The organism is Bacillus sp. GBSW19 (assembly GCF_002998655.1).
GTDB lineage: Bacteria > Bacillota > Bacilli > Bacillales > Bacillaceae > Bacillus.
The window spans coordinates 316,249-334,590 of sequence record NZ_PVRF01000003.1; the positions used below are offsets into that span (position 1 = coordinate 316,249).

Annotated in this window: 20 protein-coding genes and 1 riboswitch; of the genes, 13 read left to right on the forward strand and 7 right to left on the reverse strand. The window is 41.6% G+C overall.

Annotated features, from left to right (window positions below; translation table 11 throughout):
• Nucleotides 1-6: 6 nt before the first annotated feature.
• Together C6344_RS15915 and C6344_RS15920 are read left to right on the forward strand one after the other, a co-directional pair.
• The gene (locus tag C6344_RS15915) at nucleotides 7-708 is read left to right on the forward strand and encodes an endonuclease V (protein WP_106037153.1); all 702 of its coding nucleotides are present in this window, start codon (nucleotides 7-9) and stop codon (nucleotides 706-708) included.
• 82 nt (nucleotides 709-790) lie between these two features.
• Complete coding sequence (locus tag C6344_RS15920) at nucleotides 791-1,015, forward strand: hypothetical protein (protein ID WP_003214145.1); 225 nt, start codon at nucleotides 791-793, stop codon at nucleotides 1,013-1,015.
• A 39-nt stretch (nucleotides 1,016-1,054) separates the two neighbouring features.
• On the opposite strand, the gene C6344_RS15925 is transcribed toward C6344_RS15920, so the two are convergent.
• The 4 genes from C6344_RS15925 to C6344_RS15940 form a co-directional block, all read right to left on the reverse strand.
• Nucleotides 1,055-1,318: a response regulator gene (locus tag C6344_RS15925; RefSeq protein ID WP_106073094.1), complete on the reverse strand. Its 264-nt coding sequence runs from the start codon at nucleotides 1,316-1,318 to the stop codon at nucleotides 1,055-1,057.
• A 98-nt stretch (nucleotides 1,319-1,416) separates the two neighbouring features.
• A complete protein-coding gene (locus tag C6344_RS15930; RefSeq protein ID WP_034663987.1) occupies nucleotides 1,417-1,986 on the reverse strand; it encodes a GNAT family N-acetyltransferase in 570 nt (189 codons plus the stop codon).
• A gap of 70 nt (nucleotides 1,987-2,056) precedes the next feature.
• Entirely contained in the window at nucleotides 2,057-3,334 is a 1,278-nt protein-coding gene (locus tag C6344_RS15935; RefSeq protein WP_034663985.1) for an Nramp family divalent metal transporter, read from the reverse strand.
• A 223-nt stretch (nucleotides 3,335-3,557) separates the two neighbouring features.
• Nucleotides 3,558-3,818 carry a GlsB/YeaQ/YmgE family stress response membrane protein gene (locus C6344_RS15940; protein ID WP_034663984.1) on the reverse strand — a complete coding sequence of 87 codons (261 nt, stop codon included), beginning with the start codon at nucleotides 3,816-3,818 and terminating at the stop codon, nucleotides 3,558-3,560.
• 157 nt (nucleotides 3,819-3,975) lie between these two features.
• Here C6344_RS15940 and C6344_RS15945 point away from each other — a divergent pair, with 157 nt between their 5' ends.
• Nucleotides 3,976-4,806, forward strand: coding sequence for an EcsC family protein (locus tag C6344_RS15945; RefSeq protein ID WP_106073095.1), 831 nt, complete (start codon nucleotides 3,976-3,978; stop codon nucleotides 4,804-4,806).
• Between the two features lie 24 nt (nucleotides 4,807-4,830).
• Here the strand turns inward: C6344_RS15945 and C6344_RS15950 are convergent, their stop codons facing one another.
• On the reverse strand, nucleotides 4,831-5,928 hold the full coding sequence (locus C6344_RS15950) for a DctP family TRAP transporter solute-binding subunit (protein WP_034663982.1): 1,098 nt from the start codon (nucleotides 5,926-5,928) through the stop codon (nucleotides 4,831-4,833).
• Between the two features lie 67 nt (nucleotides 5,929-5,995).
• Here C6344_RS15950 and C6344_RS15955 point away from each other — a divergent pair, with 67 nt between their 5' ends.
• From C6344_RS15955 to C6344_RS15990, 8 genes are all read left to right on the forward strand, one after another.
• Nucleotides 5,996-7,615 (forward strand): ATP-binding protein, encoded by a 1,620-nt coding sequence (locus C6344_RS15955; protein WP_060595634.1) that lies wholly within the window; start codon nucleotides 5,996-5,998, stop codon nucleotides 7,613-7,615.
• Nucleotides 7,612-8,295: a response regulator gene (locus tag C6344_RS15960; RefSeq protein WP_060595580.1), complete on the forward strand. Its 684-nt coding sequence runs from the start codon at nucleotides 7,612-7,614 to the stop codon at nucleotides 8,293-8,295. The genes C6344_RS15955 and C6344_RS15960 overlap by 4 nt, the downstream gene beginning before the upstream one ends.
• A 124-nt stretch (nucleotides 8,296-8,419) precedes the next feature.
• Nucleotides 8,420-9,688: a C4-dicarboxylate transporter DctP gene (gene dctP / locus C6344_RS15965; protein ID WP_034666695.1), complete on the forward strand. Its 1,269-nt coding sequence runs from the start codon at nucleotides 8,420-8,422 to the stop codon at nucleotides 9,686-9,688.
• Between the two features lie 211 nt (nucleotides 9,689-9,899).
• The gene (locus tag C6344_RS15970) at nucleotides 9,900-10,922 is read left to right on the forward strand and encodes an AI-2E family transporter (protein WP_034663979.1); all 1,023 of its coding nucleotides are present in this window, start codon (nucleotides 9,900-9,902) and stop codon (nucleotides 10,920-10,922) included.
• Nucleotides 10,923-10,986: 64 nt separating this feature from the next.
• Nucleotides 10,987-11,120, forward strand: a riboswitch (cyclic di-AMP (ydaO/yuaA leader).
• Between the two features lie 77 nt (nucleotides 11,121-11,197).
• Nucleotides 11,198-12,439: a dicarboxylate/amino acid:cation symporter gene (locus C6344_RS15975; RefSeq protein WP_060595581.1), complete on the forward strand. Its 1,242-nt coding sequence runs from the start codon at nucleotides 11,198-11,200 to the stop codon at nucleotides 12,437-12,439.
• Nucleotides 12,440-12,565: 126 nt separating this feature from the next.
• Nucleotides 12,566-13,492: an ABC transporter ATP-binding protein gene (locus tag C6344_RS15980; RefSeq protein WP_066031295.1), complete on the forward strand. Its 927-nt coding sequence runs from the start codon at nucleotides 12,566-12,568 to the stop codon at nucleotides 13,490-13,492.
• Nucleotides 13,470-14,237 (forward strand): ABC transporter permease, encoded by a 768-nt coding sequence (locus tag C6344_RS15985; RefSeq protein ID WP_060595583.1) that lies wholly within the window; start codon nucleotides 13,470-13,472, stop codon nucleotides 14,235-14,237. The genes C6344_RS15980 and C6344_RS15985 overlap by 23 nt, the downstream gene beginning before the upstream one ends.
• 117 nt (nucleotides 14,238-14,354) lie before the next feature.
• A complete protein-coding gene (locus C6344_RS15990; RefSeq protein ID WP_003214381.1) occupies nucleotides 14,355-14,690 on the forward strand; it encodes a hypothetical protein in 336 nt (111 codons plus the stop codon).
• 103 nt (nucleotides 14,691-14,793) lie between these two features.
• On the opposite strand, the gene fbpB is transcribed toward C6344_RS15990, so the two are convergent.
• Entirely contained in the window at nucleotides 14,794-14,943 is a 150-nt protein-coding gene (gene fbpB / locus C6344_RS15995; protein ID WP_106037120.1) for a Fur-regulated basic protein FbpB, read from the reverse strand.
• A 350-nt stretch (nucleotides 14,944-15,293) separates the two neighbouring features.
• The gene (locus C6344_RS16000) at nucleotides 15,294-15,614 is read right to left on the reverse strand and encodes a thioredoxin family protein (RefSeq protein WP_034663973.1); all 321 of its coding nucleotides are present in this window, start codon (nucleotides 15,612-15,614) and stop codon (nucleotides 15,294-15,296) included.
• Nucleotides 15,615-15,798: 184 nt separating this feature from the next.
• Between C6344_RS16000 and C6344_RS16005 the strand changes: the two genes are divergently transcribed.
• Both C6344_RS16005 and C6344_RS16010 read left to right on the forward strand, forming a co-directional pair.
• Complete coding sequence (locus tag C6344_RS16005; RefSeq protein WP_060595585.1) at nucleotides 15,799-16,881, forward strand: D-alanine--D-alanine ligase; 1,083 nt, start codon at nucleotides 15,799-15,801, stop codon at nucleotides 16,879-16,881.
• Between the two features lie 81 nt (nucleotides 16,882-16,962).
• Entirely contained in the window at nucleotides 16,963-18,327 is a 1,365-nt protein-coding gene (locus tag C6344_RS16010) for a UDP-N-acetylmuramoyl-tripeptide--D-alanyl-D-alanine ligase (RefSeq protein ID WP_060595586.1), read from the forward strand.
• Nucleotides 18,328-18,342: the final 15 nt, after the last annotated feature.

An 18,342-nucleotide genomic window follows, 5' to 3' on the forward strand; every position in this document is an offset into this window, starting at 1 on the left:
GTTTGTATGAATAGTGAGGAAATGAATGAGTTATTAGAAAGATTTAAAAGTGAACAAAACGCTCTCTTGCCTAAAGTGCAATTAAAAAATAATTTTCAACTAGAGAACATAAGGTATATTGCAGGGGTAGATGTAGCTTATTTTGATATTAAAGGGAAAACAAATGGTGTTTGTTGTATCGTCGTCTTTGATTTGATAGAAAAACAAGTGATAGAAAAAGTGCATAGCCATGGAGAAATAAGGGTTCCATATATAGCAGGTTTTCTTGCTTTTCGTGAAATGCCATTAATCAAAGATGCAGTAAAAAAGCTAACGAAACAAGTGGATGTCTACATGTTTGATGGAAATGGTTATTTACATTATAGACATATGGGTATTGCTACCCAAGCCTCTTTTTTCTTAAATAAGCCTACCATCGGTGTGGCAAAAAGTTATTTGAAGATTAATGGAATAGATTTTACCATGCCTCAAAATAAAGAAAATGAATACACAGATATTGTTATAAATAATGAAATATATGGGAGAGCCCTCAGAACTAGAGTGAATGTTAAGCCTATTTTTATTTCATGTGGTAACTGGATCGATTTAGATACAACTACAGAAATTGTTATGAAACTTATTGATAAGAACAGCCGATTGCCAACCCCTGTAAGATTTGCAGATATTGAGACTCATGCTATTCGAAAAGAATTATTAGCAAAAGAATAGAGAAATTGTGAAAATACACATTCTATAGCTTTATTGAAAAGGTACCAAAGACACCAACCACCACAAAAAAGGAGAATAAACCATGCTATGGATCCTCACACAAAACCAGCAAACTCTGATTCATGTCCAAGAAGTCTCAGTAAGCGGCAAAAAAATTGAAGGGATGATCTTGGGAAGTACTTCTTGGGCAAAGATGCTCGGCAAGTATGACTCAAATGATCGCGCAGCCGAGATCCTGCAAGACATGATGAAGACGATTGAAGAACATCCAAATGCCACGATGACATACCGAATGCCACTTCAATAAAAAAGAAACCACCTTTCATCGCGAAAAGGTGGTTTTTGTTTAGGATGGTGTTTTTCCAAAGGCTAAGAATAAAGGGATGCCTGTGCCGACAAGGGTTGTGGTAAATAGGAACATACCGCAAATAAATAGAAAATGGCTGGCTGAAAAGACGAGTGCCAGAATGAGAAAAACGATGCTGAGTCCTACCATGCTATAGGATGGGACAAAGCGGCGTTTGTAGGTGGCTTTCTTTGTTAGGAATGAGAAGAAAATACCAAATACCAAAGGGACAATCCATAAGTAAAATAAAATAATAAGAGACATACATCATACCTCGATTTTTCCTTCTATTTTATCAGATGCCGATCACAACGGATACTACAAAGCTTCACTTTGTAAAATAATTCATGCAATCGACACAATTAAGTAGGCTGATTCATCGAATACGTTTTTTGTTTCATATATTCAGGCTGTAAAAGGGCGTACACACAATGATCGGTAAAGCGATTGCCCAGCCATTCACATTGCCTTAATATTCCCTCAAGCGAAAAGGATAATCTCTCTGCAATGCGTCTGCTTTTCTGATTGTCGACAGCAGCCCTAATCTCAATACGGTGCAGTCCGCACTCTTCAAATAAATAGCGAATGACCGCTTGGCAGGCTTTTGTCATGATGCCTTTTCCTTGATAGCCTTCTCCGAGCCAATAGCCGATTGAAACGGTCCTATTGATCCAATGAATTTGATGGGTGCCAATGATGCCGACGAGTTCTCCATGTGACCAGATGCCCGCTTGAAAACCGTTGTTCTGCATCGCTTGCTGCATGGCGCCTTGGATAAACGCCATACTGTCTTCCTCTGTCTGCGTTGAATCCACCCAAAGCATCCATTCACGTAAATGCTCTCTCGACCGCTGAATGAGCAAATACAGACTTCTTGCGTCTCTTGGCTCAAGCAGCCGCATGGATATCTCTTGATCCTGATAAACAAACATGAACCCACATCCTCTCAGGGGAATTCTACCATAACCAAATGGAAAGAAAAAGACAGCTCAACACTGTCTTTTACATAAACGTATCTACAATTAAGAAAAGATTAAGTGCTACAACAAGAGCTGCTATCACCCAAGATATTCCTGTCACCCAGCGGGCATTCGTTAATTCGCCCATAATTCGCTTTTTACTTGTAAATAAAATGAGCGGAATTAAAGCAAAGGCAATACCAAAGGATAAGACGACCTGACTCATCACAAGCGCGGAGGTCGGGTTCACCCCAGATGCAATGATCGCAATAGGGGGAATGATGGTAATCAGCCGGCGGACATATAGCGGGATTCGGTATTGAATAAAGCCCTGCATAATGATATCGCCTGACAGTGTACCAACAGAAGAGCTGGATAGTCCGGCTACAAGCAGACCTACACCAAATAAGATGGCTGATACAGGCCCTGCGAGTGTACCAAAATGCTGAAACGCAACATCCAGATCTTCAACAAAGAGACCATTTTTATAAAATAAAGCGGCTGCCACAATCAACATGCTGGCATTGATGGCCCCGGCGACTATCATCGCAATGAGGATATCTAAAAACTCAAAGCGGAAAATCTGCTTTTTCTCCTTTTCCGTTCTGCCGACGACTCTTCTTTGGGTTAAAGCTGAATGTAAGTAGATTGCGTGAGGCATCACAGTGGCACCTAAAATTCCAGCTGCAAGCAGCACGCTGTCTGCGCCATCAAATTTTGGAATGAACAGTCCGCCAGCGACACTTGCGATATCTGGTTTGGCGACAAAGGTTTGCACAGCGAAAGCGATCACGACAACGAACAGCATGCCTGTAATACCTGCTTCTAATGCTCGATAGCCTCGTCTTTGCAGCTCTAATATCGCAAATGAACCGATAGCGGCGATAATAGATGCTTCAAGCAGCGGGATTCGAAAGAGCAAGTATAAACCAAGTGCCGCCCCGATAAACTCAGCTAAATCCGTGGCAATAATGACGAGCTCTCCCTGAATCCATAAACCGATTGAAACGGGTTTTGGAAACTCTTCACGTGCGATTTCAGGTAAGTTTTTACCTGTCGCGATTCCAAGCTTTGCGGATAAGGACTGGATGAGCAAAGCCATGAGATTTGATATGAGAATGACCCATAAAAGGAGATATCCGTATTTGGAGCCAGCCGCAATGTTGGTGGCGAAATTTCCTGGATCAATATATGCAATGGCTGCGATAAAAGCAGGGCCGAGAAAAGGAAGGAGCCTTCTAAATCCTTTGACCTTTCCTTCAAGTGCACGCTCAGCTGCCGCTGACATGTGTGCCTGTGCCTCGATGTATTTGTTTGTCATATGTCATCACCTAGATTCTACAAAAGTTTTGCTTTGGCACAAAAAGTTTCCTTGATGCAATTTTTAATCATCATATGCCCATCTTCATGAAAAGTCAACTATCTGAACTAATAGGTTTGTTTATCATATGTAAGTGAAAAAAATAGATACCTTGTCAATCCATCACATAAAAAACACCGCCTCTTAGACGGTGTCCCTACTGCTTCCTCTGTTATTCGTTTTTTTAAGATACCCTTGATCCCACACTACGGAAGATCAGGCTTAAGATAATGACAAAGATCGCTGCTCCTAAGATTGCTGGAAAGATCGCAAAGCCTGCCAGACTAGGACCCCACGTTCCAAGTAATCCATGACCAATCCAAGCACCTGCAAGCCCGGCAATCATTGAACCGATCCATCCTCCTGGTACACTACCTCCAGCGAGTGCACTGCCAATAAGGCCGATGACAATCGCCACAACTAATGAAATCAGAAATCCTAACATGTTGATCACTCCTCTTTTTGTTTGTGTATTAAGCAATAACCGTTTTGAAAAAGTTTCAAACCTTTCGAAACCGCTTCAATGTTCTATACGTATGATGAACAAGGATTGTGTATAATAACAAACAAATACTTGAGCGGCATCTAAGGAGGCAAATGGCATGGAGGAAAGAGAGTGGCTAAAAGCACAATTAAAGGAGATTGAACAGTGGGAGAAAGACCAGCAAAAGGTATGGTTTTGGGAGAAAATCAGCCGCCTTCCATTTCAAATGCTGGACAAGCTGACGCCTGCCTTTATTCAGAAAAAAATTGGTGTACTGCTAGATGAAATGGGGCATTACATTCAATCAGGCGGTGCCTATTTGACATCAGAAAAAGGCATCATCCATCAATTTCAAAAGAAATGTGCTGATGATTCCATTCAGCGCATAGAAGATATTGAAAAAGCTCCTATTGAAATCATGGATGCCATTAGTGAACATATGGGGAAAAACAGGACGAACCTCGCCACGGTACAAGGTGCCACAACTGGTGTCGGCGGTATGTTTACGCTGGCAGCAGATATTCCTGCGGTACTGGGTCTTTCCCTTAAAACATTACAGGATATTGCCGTCACCTATGGCTATGATCCTAAAAACAAGGAAGAGCGGGTCTTCATCATAAAATGCTTACAGCTGAACTCTGCTGATGTGGTGGGGAAGAAATCTATATTAAAAGAGCTGAGGAGCTATCAAGCTTCAGAAGGAAAGCACGAAAACATGATTTCCCAAATCCAAGGGTGGCGTGAAGTGGTGTATAATTACCGGGATTCGTTTGGCTGGAAGAAACTGTTTCAGCTTGTTCCCATAGCAGGCATTTTGTTTGGCGCAGTCTCCAACCGCTCACAACTAAAAGGTATTGCCGAAACAGGCATGATGCAATACCGAAAGCGAAGAATTGTCACAAGATTAGAAGAGCTCACGCAGCAAGAACAGAGTGAATCTGGTGCATAAAAATCCCTTTCTCAAAGGGATTTTTTATTTGGTCTCATCCTCATCTTGAAAAGCATGGATAGGAGAATGTTCATAACGCGCACGCAGCTCGCGAATCTGCTTGATTAGGGTGGAACCAATGGTTTTTTCGGCTTCCTCATACAAAGGATCGAGGGCTTTCACCCATTTTTGTCTTTCTGCTGGCGTCAATTCATGAATGGCAATCGGCGATTCCCGTTTAATGTCCTCTAGCTGATCTTTGTTCATCTGTTCTGCATGTTTTTCATTCCAAGCTGTTGTTTCTTCCATGGCTTCAAGTAAAATTCGTTTCGTTTCAGGTGTCTGGCGTTCAAAGAAGGATTGATCTGTTAAGACCACATAGCCCAAATACCCGTGATTACTGATCGTCATATAGTCTTGTATATGATAGAATTTTTTTGAATAAATATTTGAAATGGTATTTTCTTCACCGTCTACTTTTTTTGTCTCTAATAGCTGGAACGTTGAATTAAACGATTCCTGATAGGGCTTTGCGCCAAGAAGTTTGAATTGTTTTTCAATCATGTCGCTTTGCATAATGCGGAGAGATTGGTTTTTTAAATCACCAGGCTGTTTGATTGGACCTTTATTAGAGGTGATTTGCTTAAAGCCATTTGTCCAATAGGCCATTCCCTTTAGCCCGTCTTTTTGCAGGGTGCCAAACAATCTTTGGCCAATTGCACCGTGTAGGCCTTCTTGAACCGCATCATAATTAGAAAAAGCAAAGGGAAGGTCAAGAGCCAGCCACTCAGGGGACAGCATGCCGAGCTTCGAGGTAGACGGGGCGATAAATTGAACTTGATTCTCTTTAAGTGCATTAATTTCTTCTATATCAGAATAAAGACTCCCGTTGGAGAAAATCTGAATGCTGATCTTCCCATCAGATTTTTCGTGCACAAGCTCAGCAAATTTCTTTGCGGCAAGTCCTTTTGGTGTATTATCTGCCACGACATGGCTAAATTTGAACACAAGCTGATCCTTCAGCCCTGTCTGTTCATCATCAAAGGTCGTCGCTGATTTTGGCATCATATGATAAAAACCAAAGTATAAAGCGGTTACAAAACCGATTATGAGCAATAGTGTATAGGCGAGTAAATTCTTCATGCGTCCGATCCCCCTTATGTCAAGCATACTTGACCGAGGAAGAATTCGTAAAGATACAGGTGAAAAAATGATGAGAAATCGATTGAAATTACAACAATTATCTATTAGATGGAAGCTCACCATCCTCACATATTTCGTTGTCATTTTCGCCCTTTTAATCGGAGGAATTGTCCTTGTTGGGGGAATCCAGCAAACAGAGGAACGAGAGCTTCGAAAAAGGCTCATGAACACGGCGAGAACAGTGGCTGAGATGAATGAGGTGAAGCAGGCGTTAGCTGATCAAACAAAGGAACGTAACCGATTACAGCATGCCATCGAAGAGATTCGGATTATTCAAGACGCTGACTACATTGTCGTCATGGATATGGATCATGTGAGATTAACGCATCCAGTAAAAACAAGGATTGGTCAGCGCTCGGAGGGGACAGATGAAGAGCCTGCTTTTGCAGAGCATATTTATTTCTCAGAAGCAGAGGGAGAGCTTGGGACAGCCATCAGAGCCTTTTATCCAGTGAAGGATGATCAATTTAATCAAACAGGGGTTGTCCTTGTAGGGAGAACGCTGCCAAGTATGATCGATATATTAGGAGAAATGAAGCGGGATATCCTCATGATCCTTCTGCTGACGCTCAGCTTTGGGCTTGTAGGCTCATTTTTGCTCGCCCGTCATATTAAACAGCAAATGTTTAAGCTGGAGCCGCATGAGATTGTCAGAATGCTAGAGGAGCGCACCGCAACCTTCCACTCTATTAATGAAGGGGTCATCGCCATTGATAATCAGCACATGATCACCATTTTTAATGAAAAGGCGAAGCAAATTTTTGGTGTGACAGGGGATGTCGTAGGCCGGAATATTTGGGATGTGCTGTCTGACACAAGACTCCCTGAGATCATTGATCGCGCTGAACCCGTTTACAATGAAGAAATTCATATGAGCGGAAAGCGGATTATGAGCAGCCGGATTCCGATTGTCATGAAAAAGAAAATTATCGGAGCGGTCGCCATTTTTCAGGACCGGACAGAAGCGGCAAAATTGGCAGAGGAGTTAACCGGAGTCAAGAACTTTGTTGACGGTCTGCGGGTGCAAAACCATGAGCATATGAACAAGCTTCATACGATTGCCGGGCTGATTCAGCTTGGTAAACCCGATCAGGCGCTCGATCTAGCCTTTCAAACGACGGAAGAACAGGAACTTGTGATGGACTTTCTTCACCGCGTCATTCAGCATGATGCCGTTGCGGGATTATTGATGAGCAAAATCAGAAGGGGCAAGGAGCTAGGCATAAAGGTCGAAGTAGACGAACATAGCTGTCTGCGTGATTTCCCTGAGCGTCTAGATCAGCATGATATGACGAAGCTGCTTGGCAATCTGATCGAGAACGCCTTTGCCTCGTATGATACTGTAGAAAGAAACACAAAACGCATTTCTATTAGTATTGATCAAACCGAGGATGTCCTCGCGATGTTAATTGAAGACAATGGCTCCGGGATTGAAGAGGAAATGATTCCTTATATTTTCGATAAAGGTTTCACACACGGCAAAGAAGGCGGAACAGGCTATGGCCTGTATATTGTAAAAACGATTATCGACAAAGGAATGGGAAATGTAGAAGTCACATCAAGCATCGGCATTGGTACCACCTTCTCAATCGAATTCCCAATGACAATAGAGGAGAGAGACAGATGACTCAGATTAAGGTGCTATTAATTGAAGATGACCCGATGGTGCAAGAAGTGAATAAAGAGTTCATTAAGAGTGTTCCTGGCTTTCAAGTTGCGGCAGTCGCAGGTAATGGGGAGCAGGGCATCCAGCTGATCAAAGAAATTCGTCCAGACCTTGTTGTCCTCGATGTATATATGCCAAAAAAAGATGGCGTGAAGACGCTTCAAGACATTAGAAAGCAAAAGATACAGGTGGATGTGATCGTTATTTCTGCGGCAAAGGACAAAGAGACCATTGGCATCATGCTTCAAAATGGCGCACGAGATTATATCATCAAGCCGTTTAAGTTCGAACGTATGAAAGAATCACTTGAAAACTATAAAGCGTTTAAATCTAAAATTCGCACAGCAGCAGAATTTTCTCAGGAGATGCTGGATGATATCATACGAAAGCCTGCTGTTAAGCAGGAGGATACTTGGCTCCCTAAGGGGCTGAATGTGCATACGATGAATGAAATTAAAGCCTATATGGGCTTGCAGGAAGGCCCGCAGTCTGCAGAGGAAGTTGCCAATGCACTCGGCATTGCCCGTGTCACGGCACGCCGGTATTTAGACTTCTTAGTGAAAGAAGGCGAGCTGAAATTAGATATGCAATATGGCGGGGTTGGCCGGCCTGTCAATAAATATATCGTACATTCTGACTAAGAGACCAAAAAGACCAAAATGTACGATATGTCCATAAGCTTCACAGCCTTTGGTGAAATCGCTATCATTTAGCTACAGATAACAGTTAAGCGTTTACATCAAAGGGTGAGGGAGTTGATTTTTTATGAAGAGGCTTTTGAAGAACCTGACATTTCAGGTGATTGCAGCTGTCATTATCGGGATCATTGTCGGGATGGTTTGGCCAAACGTCGGAAAAGAAATGAAGCCGCTTGGTGACACCTTTATCAATGCCGTTAAAATGGTCATCGCGCCAATCATTTTCTTAACCATTGTTCTTGGTATTGCCAAGATGGGGGATATGAAAAAGGTTGGAAAAGTTGGGGGAAAAGCATTTATTTATTTTGAAGTCGTCACGACGCTTGCTTTGGTCATCGGTCTTTTTGTGGTAAATATCATGAAGCCGGGTGCAGGTCTGGACTATAGCAAGCTTGAAAAAGGGGATGTTTCACAGTATACCCAAAATGGGGGACAGGGTATCGACTGGATGGAATTTGTCACACACATCGTACCATCTAATATGGTAGATGCTTTTGCAAAGGGTGATATTTTACAGGTCTTATTCTTCTCTATTTTATTCGGTGTTGCGCTTGCTGCACTTGGCGAGAAGGGGAAAGGAATCATTGAGTGGCTTGATAAGCTGTCACTTGTTTTCTTTAAAATCATTGGATATATCATGCGTGCTGCGCCGCTCGGTGCATTTGGGGCAATGGCTTATACGATCGGACACTTTGGTTTGGCATCGATTAAACCGCTAGCGAGTCTGATGCTCTCCGTATATATGACCATGTTCCTGTTCATCTTCGTTGTGCTGAACATCATTTGTAAAATGTATGGCTTCAGCCTGTTCGGTTACCTGCGGTTCATCAAGGATGAAATTTTAATTGTTCTTGGCACAAGCTCATCAGAATCCGTGCTGCCAAGAATGATGGATAAAATGGAACGCTACGGGTGCTCTAAGTCTGTGGTTGGTCTTGTCATCCCAACAGGGTATTCCTTTAACTTAGATGGAACCTCGATCTACTTATCGATGGCTGTGGTCTTCTTGGCACAAGTGTTTGGTGTAGACTTGTCCATCGGTCAGCAGATCACCATCATCCTTGTCCTGATGCTCACCTCAAAGGGAGCGGCTGGGGTGACAGGAAGCGGATTTATCGTGCTGGCTTCTACACTCGCTGCACTACAGGTCATTCCGCTAGAGGGGCTTGCACTTCTGCTTGGAGTCGATCGATTCATGAGCGAAGGAAGAGCCATTACAAATCTTATTGGAAATGGAATTGCAACAATTGTTGTTGCGAAAAGTGAAGGTGAATTTGACGAAGCGAAGAGTAAAACAGCCCTTCAAGAAATGCGCAATATGAAGCAAGCTGTATAGTATAAAAACAACCTAAAAACCGAAACCTTATGTTCTACATGGGGTTCGGTTTTTTCTTGTGCTGAAAAGAAAAAACATTAAAGCTTGATAAAATTAAAACGAATCGTAAGACCTTATTGACCTTTTATTATATAATTTACAGAAAGATCCGATATAATGTATATCAGATCCGATGAAAAATAGACTTTAGTCCTGGCAGGTGTGTAACGTAATGGCGGCATTTTTTAAATTGTTCGAAAAACCCGGTGTTAAGCGGTTTTCTGTATTTGTAGTATTAGCCACAGCCTTATATCTATTAAGAGGAATGATGAATTTAATTCTCTTGACCTTCATATTCACCTTTTTGATGAATCGGTTAGAAGAGGTCATTAGAGGTTTTTTAAGTCACTTCCTGAAAATAGGACAGAAATCGGTTATCACCATTTTGTATATTCTTTTGGCTGGTGGATTGACGTTTGGCGGATTCGTGTTTGTGCCAATTATCGCCAAACAGGTGGAGCAGCTATTTCATTTAGGAAAGAAAATTGCAGATCATCCACAAGATTTACCCTTCTTTGATGTCATCACCAACGTATTCGGAGATTTTAAAATATCAGCTTACTTTGAGAAAGGGTTTAATTTCCTCTATACATACTTAACAGATTTCAGCACGTTCAGTATCCAGGTCATTATGTCCTTAATATTAAGCATGTTCTTCCTGTTCGAAAAGGAACGCCTCATTCAATTCATGAACAAGTTCAAAACGAGTAAAATCTCAGTGTTCTATCATGAAATAGCCTTCTTTGGACGTAAATTTTCCAGAACGTTTGGAAAGGTACTCGAAGCACAGTTTATTATTGCAACCGTTAACTGTGTCTTAACAACCATTGCGCTAGGCATTATGGGATTCCCGCAATTATTTGGATTAGCGGTCATGGTCTTTTTGCTAGGCTTAATCCCAGTAGCGGGTGTGGTCATCTCACTTATTCCACTCAGCATCATTGCGTATACCCTTGGAGGCGGCATGTATGTCCTTTATATTGTGCTGGTGATCGTCATCATCCATGCCATTGAAGCCTACTTCTTAAACCCGAAACTCATGTCAGCAAAAACAGAACTCCCTATTTTCTTCACATTTATTGTGCTGATCTTCTCTGAACACTACATCGGGATTTGGGGACTCATTATTGGTATACCAATCTTTGTGTTTATCCTAGATATTTTGGAGGTCACCAACAAGGAGGAAAGTAGTTAAAAAGTTCATTTGAACCTGTTTACAATTTTCTAAAAATAAGGTATAAATAGTATGAAAATATCATAATAACCACACGCTTAATCCTTCTAAAGGAATGGGGGACCCACTATTTTGGGGTGAATTTTTCTCTGTTGAGAAAAAAGGACATCTCTTCGTCCTAACCCGTCAGCTAACCTCATCGGCGTGAAGAGAGTAAACGGTGGTATATGTAAGGACACGCAGACCCACGAGAAAACTCTCTCGTGGGTCTTTTTGACGAGGAAGGGGAGATTTTATTGAAGCTGGCTACAAAAATTATTATTGCCCTTATTGCAGGTGCAATCACGGGACTTTTGCTTAACATTTTCGCTCCAAATGTATTCAAAGTGTTAGATCCTTATCTATTCACACCTCTAGGTCAAATCTTCTTAAATCTAATCAAAATGCTGGTTGTGCCAATCGTCTTCTTTTCCATTACACTTGGTGTGGCAGGCCTCGGAGATCCAAAAAAACTAGGCCGTATTGGAGCAAAAAGCATCTTATATTTTCTACTGACCACAACCTTCGCTATTATCATTGCGATGTCTTTAGCATTATTAATTAAACCGGGTTCCTTTGGTTCATTCGATACAAAAGGGGCAGAATACGAACCTCAAGAAGCACCATCTACGACAGACACTTTATTAAACATCATTCCATCAAATCCAGTTCAATCTTTAGTTGAAGGAAATATGCTGCAAATCATTGTTTTCTGTGTATTCTTAGGACTAGGAATTGCAGTGCTAGGCAAAAAAACAGAAGGATTACTCAAAATATTAGAACAAGGCAATGAACTCATGATGTACCTTGTAGGAGTGGTCATGAAATTTGCTCCATACGGGACATTTGGCTTAATTGTGACGGCTATTGGGAGTCAAGGTCTTGATGCCATTAAAGCCATGGGACTGTATTTTACAGTGGTGTTAGTAGCACTATTGGTGCATTTCTTTCTCACATATGGCTCAACCTTGGCTTTATTTGCAAAACGAAATCCATTTACATTCTTTAAAGACTTTTCGCCTGCGATGGTCGTAGCCTTTAGTACGTCTAGCAGTAGTGCGGTTCTCCCTGTATCAATGGAAACCGCTCAAAAGAAACTGAAAGTACCTGAGCCGATTTCTAGTTTCGTGCAGCCGTTAGGCGCTACGATCAATATGGATGGGACAGCCATTATGCAAGGGGTTGCAACCATCTTTATTGCACAAGTGTTTGGTGTGGAGTTAACGCTGATGCAAATGCTCACAGTTGTATTAACCGCCGTATTAGCCAGTATCGGGACAGCCGGCGTACCGGGAGTAGGCTTGATCATGCTCGCAATGGTCTTGAACTCGGTTGGGCTTCCTGTTGAAGGTATTGCGCTCATCCTTGGCATAGACCGCTTATTAGATATGGCAAGAACCGTTGTCAATATTACAGGTGACGCCGCATGTGCGGTGATTGTGACAGAAACTGAGAAAAAACACGAGAAAGACGCAGCATCACCGAACCTATCCATGTAATGTAAAAGAAGGGCTGACTCGATCAGCCCTTTTTTTCATGGGCCTCTTGTCTTGCGTGATATACTTTTAAAAGAATGAGCGGTCTTATTTGCCGCCATAGGCTTTACATCAGAAGGAGGAAACACTTTGCAGTCTGCTGTTCTAAAAGTAGAGAAAGTCGATAAACGAATTGGTCGGAAATTGATCTTACAAGATATATCTATAGAAATAGGGAAAGGAGAAATCGTCGGCTTACTAGGACCAAATGGGTCTGGAAAAACAACCTTAATTCGCTTGATCGTTGGTTTGATGAAAAAAAACAATGGCCGAATCATGATCAATGGATATTCACAGGATGAGGATTTTCTACACGCAATGTCATCTGTTGGTGCGATCATAGAAAATCCCGAATTTTATTCTTATTTAACAGGCTTTGAAAACCTTGAACTATATGCGGCGATGCACGATGGAGTGACGGAAGAACGCATGCAGGAAGTGGTGAAAAGAGTTCGTCTGGAGCACGCCATTCATCAGAAGGTGAAGACGTATTCACTGGGGATGAAACAAAGGCTTGGGATTGCACAAGCCATATTACATCAGCCGAACCTGCTGATTTTAGACGAACCGACAAATGGACTTGATCCTGCAGGTATGAAGGAATTCAGGGAGCACTTGCAAATGCTCGTACGAGAAGAAGGAACGTCCGTGTTATTTGCCACACATTTATTGCATGAGGTAGAAGAGCTATGTGACCGCATGATCATCATTCAAAAAGGACAGATCAAAGCCAGTGCGAAGCTCCGGGACATGGAGGGGAAAGAACAGATACTCATGAATATTCAGCCAGTGGAAAAGGCGGTTTCGTGGCTCGACACGCAGGCCTATACATATGAACGAAATGGAGCGCGTGTATTACTTCATTTGAACAAAGAACAAGTGCCTGAGCTGAACAAACAGCTTGTTATGGCTGGGTTTGATGTACTTGAAATGACGCCTCAAAAGCCATCAATTGAAGAGGCATTTATGAAATGGACGGAAGGCGGGACGGCAGATGCTTCAACTCATCAAGAATGAGCATAAGAAAATGATGAGGAAAAAGATCACATTCATTGCTCTTGGATTGATCGTTGTGTTTCAATTGGCGATGGCTCTAGCGTTGAAACGAGTCATTTCCAGCTTTGGTGGACAAGACACTGTCGCCAACTATTTTGCTTATTCCACGAATGTCGTATTTATTTTACAGGTGCTCGCAGTTGTCATTGGCGCGACCTTGATCTCAACAGAATTTCAAAAAAGAACAATCAAGTTTTTATTGATCCGGCCCAAAACAAGGCTGCAAATTTTTCTGTCAAAATACATCACACTTGTGCTGACGGTCATATATTTGTTTGTTTTTTATTATGTATTAGCTTTTTTATTTGGCTTTATTTTCTTTGGTACTGAATTTGATGAAAGTACGGGACGATTATTTCAGCATACGTTTGCTGTTATCGGATCTCAGTGGGTGGAAGTGATGATGATGGCAAGCTTCGCTTTTATGTGTTCCAGCTTGTTTAGGAACAGCCTCGTTGCGCTTGTGACCTCGTTTTTTGTTTTATATGCGGCGAAATCACTTGTGCCTATTATGTCTCTTTTAGAAAATCAGTGGGGGAAAATCCTGCTTTTTGCTAATACGGACTTTACTCAGTACAGCTTTCAAGGACCGCCGCCCTTTCATGGCATGAGTCCTTTGTTTTCTCTATTTATGGTAGGGGCGCATTTTGTTTTCTTTGTTGGCACGGCTTGGGTTCTTTTTTGGAAGCGTGATGTAAATGTGTAAAAATTGTGTCAAATAACAAGAAAAATTCGTGACATCTTTGTGAAAACGAGTCTGCATTTCACGATAACCGGCTGATTTTGTCTTATAATAAGAGGGAGTCTTGGAGGTGGCACTATCGTGAAAAATTTCATTACGGCTTTACCCATTTTGTTGTTGCTGTCGTTTTCGTTTGTGTCTTTTGCCTTCCAGTTTGATCATCTTATTTATTTCAGACTAGCGCTGGGGATCTTTTCGTTAGCGGGTCTTTTCTTTCTGTATACACTTAAAAGAAACATGAAATGGTTCATGGTTTATTTATATGCGAGCTGGATCATTCTTGCTGCCGTCACAACCTTTGAGGAGCCTGTCTTTTCTCAGTTCTTCTTCGGTGGTTTAACAATGACAATGGGTTATCTCACATATATGCTCATTTATTTAGGAATGAAGCAGGACCGTGTAGCGAAATCACATTAAAACAAAAGCCGATAAAATCACATCATAGATTTTATCGGCTTTTTTCTTTTTGTTGAAAAAGACAAAAGAGACGAGCAGCCAGCTGTGACTGCTCGTCTTATGTTTATGATTCACGTCCAGCAGCTGCAAGCTGCTCCTGATGCTTTTTGTCGATTGTTTCGTATATACTTTCCATCATTTTAGGGTCGCGCATGATGGCCTTCTTGTTCTCTTCAATCAATTGCTGATATGTTTTGATTTTCTTCTTAGACATGTGACTCATCGCTCCTTTATATAAGTATAGACGTCTATAGGATTTCATATAGTTGAAATTGATAATCATTATCAATTATCAACTCTATTATACAAAGCAAAATGTCAGAAGTAAAGAATCTATTCAGAAAATTCACGTAACCGACAAATTCGAAGCCTAATCGACGCTCATTCTTTCCCAGGAAATAATTCCTGTCATTTCTTGTCGTAAGTGAAACATCTATATAAAACATTCTTTTGCTCATTGAAACGTTTTGGATGTGCAACTCGTCTTATGGAGAGATTTGATGTAAGAGATGGGGAAGGAAAAAGACACCAGCAAGCGTTTGCTGATGTCCTTCGTTTAACCAATTAAGAAACGTGCCCTTGAAGAAACTCTGTCACTTCTTCAGGTGATTTTGCGTTTGCGCTGTGTAAATGACCTGTTTTTTCGCCATTTTTGAAAATCAACAGGCTTGGAATACCCATGACCTGATACGTTTCTGCTAATTCAGGGAAATCATCTTTGTTTATTTCAAACCATTCATGGTGAGCATAAGCCTCTAAGATGTCTGGAATGAACATGTCCATTCTTGTACAGTCAGGACACCATGTTGCAAAGAATTTAACGATGACTTCTTTGTCAGATTGAATGATTTCATTGAATTGTTCAGTACTTGTGATTTTTTTCAATTTGTCACAACTCCTTTTCAATGTCATTTTAATATAAAATAATGGCGAATGACATACAAATGCTCGGGAGGCGCTTACAACCTTTACAAATCATTTCAATTCCGTAACAACAAAAATTAATTAGAGCATTTTTGCTTGAAAGTGATAAGATAGTAAAGATGAATTTTAGTGGGGGGAGTATCCATTGAAAATAAGTTTAGGATTGATTTACGGCGGAAAGTCAGCCGAACATAATGTATCACTGCAAACAGCCCTTGCAGTTACAAAAGCACTTAACACTGAGAAGTTCGATATACATCCAATTTATATTACAGAAGAGGGCGAATGGCTAAGAGGAGAAAAACTCACTGAACCAGTTTCAAACGTCAAAATGCTTCAATTTGAACAGAACGCAAAGACGTTTTTACCAACTTCTTTAAATGAGAGCATGTTCCCGCAGCCTGCATCTGCTGATGAGAAGATTGATGTTGTCTTCCCATTGCTGCATGGGCCAAATGGTGAAGATGGAACGATGCAAGGATTACTTGAACTGCTAAATATCCCGTATGTCGGCAACGGCGTTCTTGCTTCTGCCGCGGGTATGGATAAAGTCATGATGAAAGATGTTTTTGCTCAAGCAGGACTTGCACAAGCAAAGCACCTTTCCTTCAATAAAAAAGACTATGAAAAGGCCACACCAGACAGCTTAGAACAGGTGGAACAAATACTTGGCTATCCATGCTTTGTGAAACCTGCCAACATGGGGTCAAGTGTTGGAATTAGCAAATGCCGCAGCAAAGAAGAGCTGCAAACCGCATTCGACTTGGCTTTCCAATATGATCGTCGTGTGGTCGTCGAAGAAGGCGTCGTTGGAAGAGAAATCGAAATTGGTGTATTAGGAAATGACGAGCCGAAATGCTCTGTCGTTGGTGAAATTGCACCTAAAACAGATTTTTATGACTACAAAGCAAAATATGAAGATGGCGATACAGATTTGATCATTCCTGCAAGCGTGTCAGAGGATGAATACAAGACGATTCATGATATGGCGATTAAGGCATTTAAAGCCCTCGATGGATCTGGTCTTGTACGTGCAGACTTCTTCCTCACAGAAAAAGGCGAAGTGTTGATCAATGAAGTGAATACAATGCCTGGATTCACACCATTTAGTATGTTCCCGCTGCTTTGGAAACACACTGGTGTAGAGTATCCAGAGCTGATTGAAAAGCTAGTGTCACTTGCAATTGAACGCCATCAAGAAAAACAAACCATTAAAACGACTTTTTAATGTGAGCAACAAGCAGACACTATCTTTAGGTAGTGTCTCTTTTCCTTCAAACGTGAAATGAGAAAGAGAGGCGAAAAAATCATGATCAAACGTACAGTGAAACAAATCGCCCAAATGGCTGGTGGGACACTATCTAATCAAGCTTTTGGCGAAGAGCAAATTCACGGAGTGACAACAGATACACGAAAAGTATCAAAAGGTGCATTGTTTATCCCCCTAATTGGAGAACATTTTAACGGTCACACATTTGCTTCTAAAGCAGTGGAGCTTGGAGCCGCAGCTGTTCTTTGGAATCAAAAAGAAGCCAATCCACCGTTCGGTGTACCTGTCATTCTTGTAGAGGATACACTGGCAGCACTACAACAGCTGGCAAAATCATACTTGAAAGAAGAAAAACCTCGTGTTGTCGGTATTACAGGAAGTAATGGGAAAACCACAACGAAAGACATGATTCATTCCGTCTTACAAACGGCTTATCAAGTTCATAAAACAGATGGTAACTTTAATAATCATATCGGTCTACCGCTCACCATTCTTGCAATGCCGGAAGGAACAGATATTGCTGTGTTGGAGATGGGGATGAGTGCAAAAGGTGAGATCGAGTTTTTGTCAAAACTCGCTGAGCCTGATGCAGCAGTCATCACCAATATTGGAGAATCTCATATGCAAGATTTGGGATCAAGAGAAGCCATTGCTGATGCAAAATGTGAAATCACAAAAGGATTAAAAGAGGATGGCATCTTTTATTACTTAGGAGATGAACCCTTGCTGCGCGAGAGAGCGACTGCACTTTCGCAGCGTGTGAAAACCTTTGGAGAAGCAGAAGACTGCGATATCAAGGTAACGCATATCAACCAGCTTGCAGAAGGAACTGAATTTCAAGTCGAAGGGTATGCCCAGGGGTTTCTCATTCCTGTATTAGGGAAACATAATGTAAAAAATGCCCTTGCTGCAATTGCCATAGGCCAGCACTTTGAACTGAATGAAAGACAAATCGCCCAAGGACTCATGCAAACAAAGTTGACAGGGATGCGTCTTGAGCTGTTTAAAACAGAGAAAGGAATCACTGTTATCAATGATGCGTATAATGCAAGTCCTACTTCCATGAAAGCTGCAATTGATCTTGTAGGAGATATGGACGGCTTCGCTAATCGCATTCTTGTCCTTGGAGACATGCTCGAGATGGGCAGCGAAGAAGAAAGGTATCATTATGAACTAGGCCGCTACATCAAGCCTGAATTTATTGATCATGTGATGACGTATGGCCGCCTAGGTGCATTCATCGCTGAAGGAGCAAAGAAATCATTCGGTGACGCGCGCGTGTCCTCATTTATGGACAAAGAGGAACTGAAGAAAAAACTTGCTGACGTAGCAGGTCCTGACGATGTTGTTCTAGTCAAAGCCTCACGCGGCATGAGATTAGAAGAAGTCATTACTGCACTATAAAGAGTGAGCGGCAAA

Coding starts and splice junctions, on each gene's coding strand:
- C6344_RS16010 (WP_060595586.1), top strand. CDS start 16,963: ATGATCAAACGTACAGTGAAACAAATCGCCCAAATGGCTGGTGGGACA.
- C6344_RS15940 (WP_034663984.1), bottom strand. CDS start 3,818: ATGTTAGGATTTCTGATTTCATTAGTTGTGGCGATTGTCATCGGCCTT.
- C6344_RS15985 (WP_060595583.1), top strand. CDS start 13,470: ATGCTTCAACTCATCAAGAATGAGCATAAGAAAATGATGAGGAAAAAG.
- C6344_RS15915 (WP_106037153.1), top strand. CDS start 7: ATGAATAGTGAGGAAATGAATGAGTTATTAGAAAGATTTAAAAGTGAA.
- C6344_RS15920 (WP_003214145.1), top strand. CDS start 791: ATGCTATGGATCCTCACACAAAACCAGCAAACTCTGATTCATGTCCAA.
- C6344_RS15960 (WP_060595580.1), top strand. CDS start 7,612: ATGACTCAGATTAAGGTGCTATTAATTGAAGATGACCCGATGGTGCAA.
- C6344_RS15950 (WP_034663982.1), bottom strand. CDS start 5,928: ATGAAGAATTTACTCGCCTATACACTATTGCTCATAATCGGTTTTGTA.
- C6344_RS15935 (WP_034663985.1), bottom strand. CDS start 3,334: ATGACAAACAAATACATCGAGGCACAGGCACACATGTCAGCGGCAGCT.
- dctP (WP_034666695.1), top strand. CDS start 8,420: ATGAAGAGGCTTTTGAAGAACCTGACATTTCAGGTGATTGCAGCTGTC.
- C6344_RS15945 (WP_106073095.1), top strand. CDS start 3,976: ATGGAGGAAAGAGAGTGGCTAAAAGCACAATTAAAGGAGATTGAACAG.
- C6344_RS15925 (WP_106073094.1), bottom strand. CDS start 1,318: ATGTCTCTTATTATTTTATTTTACTTATGGATTGTCCCTTTGGTATTT.
- fbpB (WP_106037120.1), bottom strand. CDS start 14,943: ATGTCTAAGAAGAAAATCAAAACATATCAGCAATTGATTGAAGAGAAC.
- C6344_RS15955 (WP_060595634.1), top strand. CDS start 5,996: ATGATGAGAAATCGATTGAAATTACAACAATTATCTATTAGATGGAAG.
- C6344_RS15930 (WP_034663987.1), bottom strand. CDS start 1,986: ATGTTTGTTTATCAGGATCAAGAGATATCCATGCGGCTGCTTGAGCCA.
- C6344_RS15970 (WP_034663979.1), top strand. CDS start 9,900: ATGGCGGCATTTTTTAAATTGTTCGAAAAACCCGGTGTTAAGCGGTTT.